Origin of the sequence: Streptomyces musisoli, from assembly GCF_016741855.1 — a bacterium.
GTDB lineage: Bacteria > Actinomycetota > Actinomycetes > Streptomycetales > Streptomycetaceae > Streptomyces > Streptomyces musisoli.
On the sequence record NZ_JAERRH010000002.1, the window covers coordinates 433,776 to 445,775 of the forward strand.

Below are 12,000 nucleotides of genomic sequence, written 5' to 3' on the forward strand. Positions count from 1 at the left end.
GGGTCGGCCTCCTTTGTCTGCCACGAGCACTCAACATAGCTCACCGACTGCCGTGACCAGGGGGTTGAGGCGAGAGGCTCACCGCCGGTACAGGGTGATGGAATGACCCACTTCGCCGACCGGCCGGCTGCTCGCGATCAGCTCGGCGAGCCTGCCACGCGCTTTGGCGACGGCCGAGTCCGACACCACCAGCAGCCCGTGCACCCGATCCGGCGGCACCGCGCGCGGATCGGCGGCACGGATGCCGTAGTACGACGGCACTCCGCTGCCCTTGTACACCAGCCACACCCGCTCCCCGGGATACCGTCCGCGCAGCCGGTCGGCGAGCCGGCCCAGATCCTGCCCCCAGTCCACGTTGGAGTCGTGCAGCAGCCGGTGGGTGTGCGCGGGGCCGCCGAACGCCTCGTTGGCGTACGGCAGGTAGTACGGGAACGCGCGCAGCGAACTCAGCGCGGCGAACGCCACCAGCGCGCCGGTCAGGATCCTGTTCCACCGCCGGCGGAGCGTGAGCGCGCACGCCGCCGCCACCGCGAGGAACACCGGCACGAACAGCGCGTACCGGGTGCCGAAGTCCCGGGCCCCGGTCATCGCCGCCGCCAGCAGCACCACGGGCGGCAGCAGCAGATAGGGCGCGGCGGGCCGCAGCGTCCGCCGCGCCGTGACGGCCACGGCACCGGCCGCGCCGAGCGCCAGCAGTCCGAGCGGCGTCTTCACCAGCAGCGCGGCCGGCAGGTAGTACCAGAGCGAACCGGTGTACAGGTGCCCGAACAGATAGCCCTGCCAGGGGTAGTCCTCCAGGCCGAACTGGACCCGCATTCCGGCCCGGTACGCCGGCGGTACGGGGAGAAGGTCCACCAGCCGGCCGCGCAGCCCCGCCACGGCCGGCACCGGCTCGGCGGGCGAGAACCGCATCCGGGGGTCGACGGCCAGATACGCGGCCCACACGACGGCCAGGGCCACGACCGCCACGACGGCCGCGCCCAGGAGAAGCACCGGCACCCGCCCCCGCCACAGCGCGACCGGCCCCCGTTCCCGCCACAGCGCCACCGGCCCCCGTTCCCCTCGGAGCGCGACCGGCTCCCGTTCCTCTCGAAGCGCCACCGGCCCCCGTTGCCCTCGGAGCGCCGCCACCCGGCCGCGTCGGAGTGCCACCGGCCGGCGTCCCCGCCGGAGCGCCGCGGTGATCCGGCCTCGTCCGGGGGGCGCCGGCGCCCGCTCCTGCCGGCCGGCCGGCGGTGATGCGTCACCGGGCCACCGGCGGATACGGCCGGACCGCCCCGCGACCCCGACCGACACCGCCGCCAGCGCCATGACCACCGGCACCGCGGGCAGGGCGCTCATCTTGGTCGCCACGGCCGCCCCCAGCGCCGCGCCCGCCGGCATCAGATACGGCACGGGCCGGAGCCGGGCCCGCCACACCAGCCAGACCGACGTCAGCACGAACCCGGTCGCCGGCAGGTCCAGCGTGGCCAGCGATCCGTGCGCGACCACATCGGGGGAGAAGGCGTACAGGGCGAGCGCGACCAGCCCGCCCGGCCCGCCCGTCAGGTCCCGGGCGAACGCGAAGACGACCAGCCCGAACAGCAGCGTCAGCGCGATCACCGGCAGCCGCGCCCACAGCATCAGCCGCCAGGGGTCGTTGCCCGACTCGTACAGCAGATGCCGGCCCACCTCCCCCTGCGTACCGGTGTACGACGGGTCGTAGTGCGGGTCGGCGACCGCGACCCCCGCCGCGATCAGCAGCTTCCCGAGCGGGGGATGCTCGGGGTTGTAGCGCACCCGGTGCTCGCGCCGATAGTCGGTGGCCGTCGCGACGTACACCGGCTCGTCGATGGTGGGGGTCTGCTGGACGGCCGTGGTGACCATCGCCGCGGCCATCTGCGCCAGCATCAGGACGACCAGGAGCGGCAGCAGCCGGCGCCGGTGCCGGCGCAGCCGGGCGTACGGGCCCGCGCGGACCTGCCGCGGTGGTCCCGCGGCGGGAGCCTCGGGTGGTGTGAGGACCGGGTGCTGTTCGCGTGCCATCATCCGCCCCGCGGTGGCACCCGCCGCGGGACGGCGGGAGGACTGGAGGGCCGGATCACGGCTCTACTGTCGCACCTGTCCCGCCACCGCGGGCGTCACCGCCGCACGAGTCGTACCGGCAGACCTTCTGCCTGCACACGGGTACGGCCCGCGGCCGTTCACGGTTCACCGCTGTCCGCTCGAACCTCCGGGCCGGCCGCCGCCGTCCCGTGCCGTGGACGCGCATACCGAACTCGCGGGGGAGCGGGCCCTCGATGTGCGGAGCCGTCCGGTCCCGGGGCCCGGCCGGCCGGTGCCGCCCGGGCCCTCGTGCCGCGCACCGCGAACTCGCCCGAACCGGGCCGCGTTGGTGCTCCCCGGTGCCGGGCGGCCACGGCGCCGACGCCGGGCGCCCACCGGTCAGCCCTCGGGGAGCGGCGCGGCGGGCAGTGCCGCGGCCGGCACCACCAGGTCCGCCCGCTCCCGTGTCGCCGCGACCAGGTCGGCGTTGCGCTGGTCCGTGCCCAGCACCCAGGCCACGGCCGCCGCACGAGCCTTGCCGAACTCCTCGTGCCGGGCGACCAGCCGGCGGATCCGCTCCTCCTCGGCGATATCGCAGAACCACACCTCGTCCAGGCACGGCCGCACCCGCGCCCACGGCCCGTCCGTCAGCAGCAGGTAGTTTCCCTCGGTCACCACCAGCCGGGCCTCCGGCGGCACGGGGATCGCGCCGGCGAGCGGCTGCTCCAGCACCCGCTCGAACCCCGGCGCGTACACCACCTCGCCGGTCTCCTCGCGCAGCCGCCGCAGCAGGGCCGCGTACCCGGCCGCGTCGAACGTGTCGGGCGCGCCCTTGCGGTCCCGGCGCCCCAGCCGGTCCAGTTCGGCGTCGGCGAGGTGGAATCCGTCCATGGGAACGTGCGCGACCCAGGGCGGCCCGTCGCCGTTCAGGGCGCGTACCAGGCGCTCGGCCAGCGTCGTCTTGCCCGCACCGGGGCTGCCCGCGATGCCGAGCAGGGCGCGCCGGCCGCCTCGGGGCAGGGCGCGGGCGCGTGGCAGGAGGTCGTCGAAGGTCAGGGGCACACGGCAGAGTGTGTCACCGACCGTCCGCCGCGCGTGTGGCGTGCGCCACCCGCTGAGGGCCGCTCCGCGGGGAACAGTTGGGGTATGACTCAGCTCGGTCTGCCCGACACCGTCCAGGCATGTCTCTTCGATCTCGACGGGGTCGTCACCAAGACGGCCGTCGTGCACGCGGCCGCCTGGAAGGAGACGTTCGACGTCTTCCTGCGCGACTACCAGGGCGCGCGGGGACGGCCGTTCGACGCCGTCGACGACTACGACGAGTACGTCGACGGACGCCCCCGCGCCGACGGCGTCCGCGCCTTCCTCGACTCACGGGGCATCCGTCTCCCCGACGGCAACCCCGGCGACCCGCCCGACGCCCGCACCGTGCACGGCCTCGGCAACCGCAAGAACGAACTGCTGCTCGCGAAGATCCGCACCGGCGGGGTGGAGGCGTACGAGGGCACCCTGCGCTATCTGGAGGCGGTCCGCGCCGAGGGGCTGCGCACCGCGATCGTCTCCTCCAGCGCCAACTGCCTGGACGTGCTGCGCTCCGTCGGGGCCGAGCACCTCTTCGACGTGCGCATCGACGGCGTGGTGGCCGTGGAGCGGAACCTGCCGGGCAAGCCGCACCCCGACACCTTCCTCGCCGCCGCCCGCGACCTGGGCGTCGAGGCGTCCCGCGCGGCCGTCTTCGAGGACGCGCTGGCCGGCATGGACGCGGGCCGCGCCGGCCGCTTCGGGTACGTCGTCGGCGTGGACCGGGTGGGCCAGACCGACGCGCTCTACGCGCACGGCGCCGACATCGTCGTCCGGGACCTCGCCGAACTGGGAGGCAAGCAGTGATCACCGACCGGTTCTACGCCGTCGAACCGTGGACCGTCCGCGAGACCGCCCTCGACCTCGACGTCCTCGCCCAGAGCGAGTCGGTGTTCGCCCTGTCCAACGGACACGTCGGCTGGCGCGGCAACCTGGACGAGGGCGAACCGCACGGACTGCCCGGCAGCTACCTCAACGGCGTGCACGAGGTGCACCCGCTGCCGTACGCGGAGGCCGGCTACGGCTATCCGGAGTCCGGGCAGACCGTCATCAACGTCACCAACGGCAAGGTGTTGCGGCTGCTGGTGGACGACGAGCCGTTCGACCTGCGCTACGGCCGGCTGGTCGCCCACGAACGCGTCCTCGACATGCGCCGCGGGGTGCTGGAGCGGACCTGCGAGTGGACCTCTCCGGCCGGTTCGACGGTCCGGGTGCGCTCGACCCGGCTGGTGTCGCTGACCCAGCGGGCGGTGGCCGCGGTGGCGTACGAGGTGGAGGCGGTCGGCAGCCGCAGCCGGGTGGTGATCCAGTCGGAACTGGTCGCCAACGAGAGCCTGCCGGAGCCCGGCGGCGATCCGCGCGCGGCGAAGGCGCTGAAGTCGCCGCTGGAGCAGGAGGACGGCTTCGCCGCCGGCGAGCGGCTGCGGCTGGTGCACCGCACCCGGCGCAGCGGCCTGCGGGTCGCCGTGGCCGCCGACCACGCGATCACCGGCCCCGAGCGCACCACCAGCCGCAGCGAGAGCGGTATCGACGTCGCCCGGCTGACCGTCACCTCCGTGCTGGAGCCCGGACAGACCCTGCGGGTGGAGAAGCTGGTCGCCCACGGCTGGTCCGGCGCCAGGTCGCTGCCCGCGATGGCCGACCAGGTCGACGCCGCGCTCGCCGCCGCCGCGCACGACGGCTGGGAGGGCCTGCTGGCCGACCAGCGGGCCTGCCTGGACGACTTCTGGGCCCGCGCCGACGTCGAGGTGGAGGGCGACGAGGAGATCCAGCAGGCCGTGCGGTTCGCACTGTTCCACGTCCTTCAGGCGGGGAGCCGGGCCGAGCGGCGGGCGATCCCGGCGAAGGGGCTGACCGGCTCCGGCTACGACGGTCACGCCTTCTGGGACACCGAGATGTTCGTGCTGCCCGTGCTCACCCACACCGCGCCCCAGGCCGTCGCCGAGGCGCTGCGCTGGCGGTACGGCACCCTGGACGAGGCCCGCGAACGCGCCGCCCAACTGGGCCTCGCCGGGGCCGCGTTCCCCTGGCGGACCATCGCGGGACCGGAGGGCTCGGCCTACTGGCCGGCCGGCACCGCCGCCTTCCATGTGAACGCAGGCATAGCCGACGCCGTCGTCCGGTACGTCGAGGCCACCGGCGACACCGCCTTCGAGCGGGAGACCGGCGTGGAACTGCTGGTGGAGACGGCCCGGTTGTGGCGGTCGCTGGGGCACCACGACACCCACGGCGTCTTCCACCTCGACGGCGTCACGGGCCCCGACGAGTACAGCGCGGTCGCCGACGACAACACGTACACCAACCTGATGGCCCGCCGGAATCTGCTCGCCGCCGCCGACGCCGTGGAACGCCACCCGGGCGAGGCGCGCCGGCTCGGGGTGGACGAGGAGGAGAGCGCCGCCTGGCGGGACGCCGCCGACGCCATGCACATCCCCTACAACGACGAACTCGGCGTCCACGAACAGCATGCCGGGTTCACCCGCTACCAGCGCTGGGACTTCGCCGGCACCCGGTCCGACCAGTACCCGCTGCTGCTCCACTTCCCTTACTTCGACCTCTACCGCAAGCAGGTCGTCAAGCAGGCCGACCTGGTGCTGGCCATGTACACGTGCGGCGACTGGTTCGAGCGGGAGCATGACGAGGAGCAGATCGCCCGGAACTTCGCCTACTACGAGCCGCTGACCGTCCGCGACTCCTCCCTGTCCGCCTGCTGCCAGGCCGTCATCGCCGCCTCGACCGGCCATCTGGACCTCGCCTACGCCTACACCGCCGAGGCCGCGCTGATGGATCTCCAGGACCTCGAGCACAACACCCGGGACGGGCTGCACATCGCCTCGCTCGCCGGTACCTGGATGGCGCTGGTCGCGGGCTTCGGCGGCATGCGCCGCGAGAGCGAGCGGCTGCGGTTCGCGCCCCGGCTGCCCGAGCGGCTGCGCCGGCTCGCCTTCCACGTCCAGTTCCGCGGGCGCCGGCTGCGCGTGGACATCGGCGCGGACAAGGTGACGTACGTGCTGCTGGACGGTGAGCCGCTGACGCTCCGTCACCACGGGGAGCCGGTCACCGTCGGCACCGAGGAGCCGGCCGTGCGGGCCGTACCGCCGGTGATCCGCCGCCCCGCCCCGGAACAGCCGCCCCACCGCACACCGAACGGCGGTTGAGCCGCGGCGGGGAGGCCGTGATCGAGGACGCCACGGGGGCTCGTCCGCCGGGTGCGTGCCTGGGGGCCTGGGTGTCTGGGTGACTGCGCGTCAGGGTGCCTGGGCGTCAGGGTGCCTGGGCGTCAGGGCCTCAGGCTGGGTGCGGGTGCGGGTGCGGGTGCGCTCCTACGGCCCGCACCTGGCACACGGCCCACACTCCTACGGCCCGCACCGGGCACACGCCCGCACCCTGCGGTCCGCCCCCCCCCACAGCCCGCACCCCTACGGCGTGACCCTCACAGGCCCTCTTCGGCGAGCAGCGTGCGCAGCGCTCGCTCCTCCTCGGCGCTCAGCCCGGTCACGAAGTGCCGGAGCGCGGCGATCGGGTCCGGCCCCCGGTCCAAGGCCTCGTGCATCGCCTGGGCGGTCAGCTCGGCCGCGTTCTTCACCGGCCGGTACGCGCCGCGCCGCCCGTCCGCGTCCCGCAGCACCAGCCCTTTGTCGTACAGGCGCTTGAGGATCGTGTGGACCGTGTTGTAGGCGAGTCCGCCGCCGATCTCGTGCTGGATCTCCGCCGGGGTCAGCGGCCGCTCGGTGGCCCAGAGCGTGGCCAGCACCGCGCTCTCCAGCTCCCCGGCGCCGCGCCGCTCCGCCCTCCCGCGGGCCCCTGTGCCAGCCATGTCCCAACCTTACAGCGCGTAGGGCCGTCGGCCGGATGGCCCTGCCCGCCGGGTACGGCCGGGTGATCCACGTTGGTTTGACCGTGTTTTTTACTGTTCGCGCGACGGCTCCACCGGTTCGGGGGGCGAGAGTGGGCCCTACGACCTGTAGGGACAAAGGGGTGGTCATGGCCGGCAGTGCGCACGCGACACTCGACGCGGTGAGCCGCGAACGCTCGCGCCGCGCGCCCGCCGGCGCCGCGCGGGCCGCCCGGCCGCTCGCTGCCGTCGCCACGGCCCGCACCCCGGACCGACGGCGTGATGCCCGGGACCGGGCATCCGCGGCGGTCGGCACGGTCCGGCCGTACCACGTCGTTGCGGGCGTCGCCTCATGACATCATCGGCCGGCCTCACCGCCCCCCTCGGCCGTCGGCGCGCCTACTGGCACACCGGCGTCTGCCTCACCGTACTGCTCGGCGTGCTGTACCTGGCCCGTCGGCACTGGCCCACGCTGGAGAGCGGGGCCGGGCGGCTGGCGGTCGCCGACCAGGGCTGGCTGCTGACCGGCGCGGCGGCGGCCATGGGCACCTGGATGGCCTCCGCCCTCGCCCAGCAGGGCGCCGTCGTACGGCGACTGCCCGGAGCCCGGCTGGTAGCCGCCCAGTTCGCGGCGTCGGCCGCCAACCACCTGCTGCCCGCGGGGCTCGGCGCGGGCGCCGTGAACCTGCGCTTCCTGATGCGCTGCGGCCTGCCGGCCGGGCGCGCGGCCGGCGCGCTCGCCGTCAAGGCCGCAACGGGCGCCGTGGTCCGCCTGGGGCTGATCGCGCTGCTCGCCCCGGCCTGCCCCGGGCTGCTGCGCCTCCCGCGCGTCTCCGCGGCGGCCGTCGCCGTCGTCCTGGGCGTGGCGGTACTGGCGGCGGTCCTGCTGGCCACCCCCGTGTGGTCACGCTGCCGGCCCGCGCTCGCCGCCGTACTGGCCGACATCCGCGCGCTGCACGGGTGTCCGGCCCGCGCGGCGGCCCTGTGGGGCGGTTCCCTGGCCTTCGCCGCGCTGCACGCGCTGGTCCTCATCACCGTCACCAGGGCCGTCGGGTTGCCGCTCGCCCCGCTCCAGGTGGCCCTGCTGTACCTCGCGGCCAGCAGTGCCGCCGCCCTGCTGCCCACCCCGGGCGGCCTGGGCTCGCTGGACGCCGCGCTGGCCCTCGCCCTCACGGCCGCCGGCGCCCCGGGCGCCGCCGCCGCGTCCGCGGTGCTCGGCTACCGGCTGCTCACCGTGTGGCTGCCCCTCGTCCCCGGCCTGCTGGTGCTCGGGTTACTGGTCCGGCGCAAGTCCCTGTGACGAACGGGGCTCTTGCCGGGCCGACTTCGGGCGGGCCGACGCACGGCAAGCCGACTGCAGACGGGCTCCGGGCGGGCCGGCTCCGGGGCGGGCCGGTGGAGGTGGGCCGGCTGCGGGGCGGGCCGGTGGAGGTGGGCCGGCTGCGGGGCGGGCCGGTGGAGGTGGGCCGGCTGCGGGCAGGCCGCAGGGCCGCGTGCGGGCAGCCGGACTCGCCGGGCACCCGGGGACGCTTACCTGTCAGGTCATCGATCTCGGCGTGGACCCGTGCCACGATCGTCGGCGTAAGCCAGCCCGGCCGACCGGAGGGGACACCATGACCGCCTACGCCATAGCCCACCTGCAAGAGGCCGCTCCGCACCCGGAGATCGCCGAGTACATGGAGCGCATCACCGCCACCTTCGAGCCGTACGGCGGCCGCTTCCTCGTCCACGGCGCGCAGCTCGAGGTCAAGGAGGGCAGCTGGCCGGGGCACGTCGTGGTGATCTCCTTCCCGTCGATCGCCGAGGCGCGGGCCTGGTGGGACTCACCGGCCTACCAGGAGATCGCGCCGCTGCGCTCGCGGCACATCGAAGGCGACATCGTCCTGGTCCCGGGCGTCCCGGAGAACTACGACGCGGCCGGCACCGGGCGGGCGATGCGGGAGGGGCTGCCGACGAAGTAGGGCACCCGCGCGGAGAAGGGCACCCCCGTGGTCCGAGCGTCTCTTGCTCCCCGCTTTCCCTCCGTATGGGGAAGGCCTGCCACGACCTTTACTGCGCATCAGTTGCAGGTGCCGGGAGATGGCACAAGGCTGTGGAGCGCAGCCGTACCCGCACCACCGCAGGAAAGCCCTCCCGTGACGGCCGCCCCTGACTCCGCTCCGCACCTCCCCGCTCAGGCCGGACCCACCCGCTCGGCCTGGCACCGCGTCCGCGGCTCCATGTGACGCGGCGGGAGTGGATCAGGGGCGGCAGCACGGCCGGCTCCGTACCGGCCCACCACGTCGGCGGGACGAGTGCGACGGCCTCCTGCCCGGGCGCCGACGGGATTAATGATCCGGCCGTGGGAAACGCGGACCGGGACCGCCCGCGGATCCCGAAGGAGGCGACCATGAGCGACCAGCAGTCCGAGCAGAGCCCCATGGCGGACGACGTCTACCAGCCCACCGGAACCAACGAGGAACAGGAGGACGCCGGCCCCCTGGACCTCCAGGACGCGGTCGGGGAGCGGACGTACGACGACATGCTCGACGAGGGCTACTCCCCGCCCGAACGCCCCCTGGGCGTCACCAGGCACGGCACCACGGCGGGTGAGCAGCGCGCGGGGGAGACCCTGGACGAGCGGCTCGGCCAGGAGGTCCCGGACGTGACGCCACCGGCCGGTGACGACACCGGCGACCTGCCCGGTGGTGAGGGCGAGCCGGTCGACCCCGAGGCGGGCGAGTTCCGCGCGGGCCGCCTGGTCGCCCCCGACGAGGGCGCCCACCCGGACACCGTCAAGGAAGAGGTCGCCGAGGACGTGGGCATCGACGGGGGAGCGGCGGGCGCGGAGGAGGCCGCGGTCCACGTGATCCCGGACGAGACGGCCCTGCCGGAATAGGCCGACCGCCCCGTCCGCCACCGGCCTTCCTGGTCACGCGGCCCTTCGCGACGGCGCGACGGGCTTGTCCGTACGGGCACGCGACGAATCGCCCCTAGCCGTCCCCGTCCTGGTCGAGGCGGTCGACCTGGCGGAGGCGGTTCGTGGCGTCCAGCGCGGCGACCTTGTAGGACTCCGCCAGCGTCGGATAGTTGAACACCGCGTCGACCAGATAGTCCACCGTGCCCCCGCACCCCATCACGGACTGCCCGATGTGGATCAGTTCGGTCGCGCCCGAGCCGAAGCAGTGCACCCCGAGCAGGGTGCGGTCCACGGGTGACACCAGCAGCTTCAGCATGCCGTGGGAGTCCCCGATGATCTGCCCCCGGGCCAGCTCCCGGTAACGGGCCATGCCGACCTCGAACGGCACCCGGTCCTCGGTGAGCCGGTCCTCGGTCCGGCCGACGAAGCTGATCTCCGGGATCGTGTAGATGCCGATCGGCTGGAGGTGGTGCATGCGTCCGACCGGCTCGCCGCAGACGTGGTAGGCGGCGGCCCGGCCCTGCTCCATGGAGGTCGCAGCGAGCGCCGGGAAGCCGATGACGTCACCGACGGCGTAGATGTGCGGGACCTCGGTGCGGTAGTTCTCGTCGACCCCGATCCGGCCGCGCGCGTCCGCCGCCAGGCCGGCCCGGTCCAGGTCGAGACCATCGGTGAGACCCTGCCGGCCCGCCGAGTACATCACGGTGTCCGCCGGTATCTTCTTGCCGCTCTCCAGCACCGTGAGCGTGCCGCGGGGGTGGCGTTCCACGGCGGCGACGGTCTCGCCGAACCGGAAGGTCACGGCCAGGTCCCGCAGGTGGTACTTGAGCGACTCCACGATCTCCACGTCGCACAGGTCCAGCATGCCGGGGCGCTTCTCGACCACGGTCACCTTGCTGCCCAGCGCGGCGAACATCGAGGCGTACTCCATGCCGATCACGCCCGCGCCGACGATCACCATGGACCGCGGCACCCGCTCCAGCGAGAGCACGTTGTCGGAGTCCATGATGGTCCGCCCGTCGAACTCGACGCTGTCCGGCCGGGCCGGCCGGGTGCCGGTGGCGATGACGATGTGCTCGGCGCCGATCACCCGTTCCCGGCCGGAGACCTCCGACACCGCCACGGTGTGCGGGCCGGTGAAGCGGGCCGTGCCGGAGTACACGGTCACGTGGTTACGGGCCAGCTGGCTGCGGACGACGTCCACCTCGCGGCCGACCACGTGCCGGGTGCGCGCGGTCAGGTCGGCGACGGTGATGTCCTCCTTCAGCCGGTAGCTCTGCCCGTACAGGTCACGCTGGGTGAGGCCGGTCAGATACAGCACCGCCTCGCGCAGCGTCTTGGACGGGATGGTGCCGGTGTGCAGGGAGACCCCACCGACCATGTCGGGGCGGTCGACGACGGCGACCCGGCGGCCGAGCTTGGCCGCGGCGATGGCGGCCTTCTGGCCGCCGGGTCCGGATCCGATGACGAGCATGTCGAAGTCGAAGTCGGGCACGCTCGGGAGTCTGGCAGCCACCGGGCGTCCCGGGGAAGACACGGTCACCGTCCGGATCCCCGCGGTGCGGGAGCGGCGCCCCGCGTGCGAGCGCCCGGCAGGGCTCGGCGCGGCCCACCGTGGCGGCGCACAGGGCGGGCCGGACGCCGTCGCCGTCCGGCCCGCCTCCCCGTTCGCTCGAGTCCGTTCCCCGGACCGCCCTAGGGCAGCAGCTTCTCGATGGCCGCCGAGCCCTCCGACTCCAGCTTGCGACGCGCCCACTCGAGGGTCTTGGGCGTGACGTCCCTGCCTGCCGCCATCACCAGGTCCTCGGGGGTGACCCTCGGGGGCGCGGAGTGGAGCAGGGCGTCCGGGGTGCAGACGTCGTCCGACGAACGGGACTCTTCAGGGGTGGATGTCGCCATGATGCCTCCTCCTCGGTCCGGATGACCGCATCCGTTCCGGTGCCTCCGAACGGGGCACACTCTCACCATTGCCCTCCCTGGCGCACCCTGCATCCGGAAAGCGCCTCGGGAGCGGTGTGGAGCACCTTCCCACCCCACGCGAAACCACGCACGCCCCATCGGAAAACATCCCGCACACTGGAAAACCCACAGCAAGTGGGAGAAAGTACCGCAGGTAGGGAGAAATCTCTGCGGGCCGGAACCGCACCGCACACGGGAACGC

At 74.1% G+C, this 12,000-nt stretch carries 11 protein-coding genes; 6 read left to right on the forward strand and 5 right to left on the reverse strand.

The genetic code is table 11. The features are described from left to right. Window positions 1-78: 78 nt before the first annotated feature. Together JK361_RS05745 and JK361_RS05750 are read right to left on the reverse strand one after the other, a co-directional pair. Window positions 79-2,028: a phospholipid carrier-dependent glycosyltransferase gene (locus JK361_RS05745; protein ID WP_201814554.1), complete on the reverse strand. Its 1,950-nt coding sequence runs from the start codon at window positions 2,026-2,028 to the stop codon at window positions 79-81. Window positions 2,029-2,424: 396 nt separating this feature from the next. Beyond that, entirely contained in the window at window positions 2,425-3,087 is a 663-nt protein-coding gene (locus JK361_RS05750) for a nucleoside/nucleotide kinase family protein (RefSeq protein ID WP_201814555.1), read from the reverse strand. Window positions 3,088-3,171: 84 nt separating this feature from the next. Here JK361_RS05750 and JK361_RS05755 point away from each other — a divergent pair, with 84 nt between their 5' ends. Together JK361_RS05755 and JK361_RS05760 are read left to right on the forward strand one after the other, a co-directional pair. Beyond that, window positions 3,172-3,912, forward strand: a complete 741-nt coding sequence (locus tag JK361_RS05755; protein WP_201814556.1) for an HAD family hydrolase — start codon at window positions 3,172-3,174, stop codon at window positions 3,910-3,912. Beyond that, on the forward strand, window positions 3,909-6,263 hold the full coding sequence (locus JK361_RS05760; protein ID WP_201814557.1) for a glycoside hydrolase family 65 protein: 2,355 nt from the start codon (window positions 3,909-3,911) through the stop codon (window positions 6,261-6,263). The genes JK361_RS05755 and JK361_RS05760 overlap by 4 nt, the downstream gene beginning before the upstream one ends. A 275-nt stretch (window positions 6,264-6,538) precedes the next feature. On the opposite strand, the gene JK361_RS05765 is transcribed toward JK361_RS05760, so the two are convergent. Further along, complete coding sequence (locus tag JK361_RS05765) at window positions 6,539-6,922, reverse strand: BlaI/MecI/CopY family transcriptional regulator (protein ID WP_201814558.1); 384 nt, start codon at window positions 6,920-6,922, stop codon at window positions 6,539-6,541. A gap of 167 nt (window positions 6,923-7,089) precedes the next feature. Here JK361_RS05765 and JK361_RS05770 point away from each other — a divergent pair, with 167 nt between their 5' ends. The 4 genes from JK361_RS05770 (at window position 7,090) to JK361_RS05785 (ending at window position 9,818) form a co-directional block, all read left to right on the forward strand. Next, entirely contained in the window at window positions 7,090-7,296 is a 207-nt protein-coding gene (locus JK361_RS05770) for a hypothetical protein (RefSeq protein ID WP_201814559.1), read from the forward strand. Further along, complete coding sequence (locus tag JK361_RS05775; RefSeq protein WP_201814560.1) at window positions 7,293-8,240, forward strand: lysylphosphatidylglycerol synthase domain-containing protein; 948 nt, start codon at window positions 7,293-7,295, stop codon at window positions 8,238-8,240. Before JK361_RS05770 ends, JK361_RS05775 begins: the two co-directional genes overlap by 4 nt. 313 nt (window positions 8,241-8,553) lie before the next feature. Beyond that, window positions 8,554-8,901 (forward strand): DUF1330 domain-containing protein, encoded by a 348-nt coding sequence (locus tag JK361_RS05780; RefSeq protein WP_201814561.1) that lies wholly within the window; start codon window positions 8,554-8,556, stop codon window positions 8,899-8,901. 428 nt (window positions 8,902-9,329) lie between these two features. Continuing rightward, window positions 9,330-9,818: a DUF5709 domain-containing protein gene (locus JK361_RS05785; protein WP_201814562.1), complete on the forward strand. Its 489-nt coding sequence runs from the start codon at window positions 9,330-9,332 to the stop codon at window positions 9,816-9,818. Window positions 9,819-9,912: 94 nt separating this feature from the next. Here the strand turns inward: JK361_RS05785 and sthA are convergent, their stop codons facing one another. After that, window positions 9,913-11,334 (reverse strand): Si-specific NAD(P)(+) transhydrogenase, encoded by a 1,422-nt coding sequence (sthA, locus tag JK361_RS05790; RefSeq protein WP_201814563.1) that lies wholly within the window; start codon window positions 11,332-11,334, stop codon window positions 9,913-9,915. Window positions 11,335-11,534: 200 nt separating this feature from the next. Continuing rightward, window positions 11,535-11,738, reverse strand: coding sequence for a hypothetical protein (locus JK361_RS05795; protein ID WP_201814564.1), 204 nt, complete (start codon window positions 11,736-11,738; stop codon window positions 11,535-11,537). Window positions 11,739-12,000 lie beyond the last annotated feature (262 nt).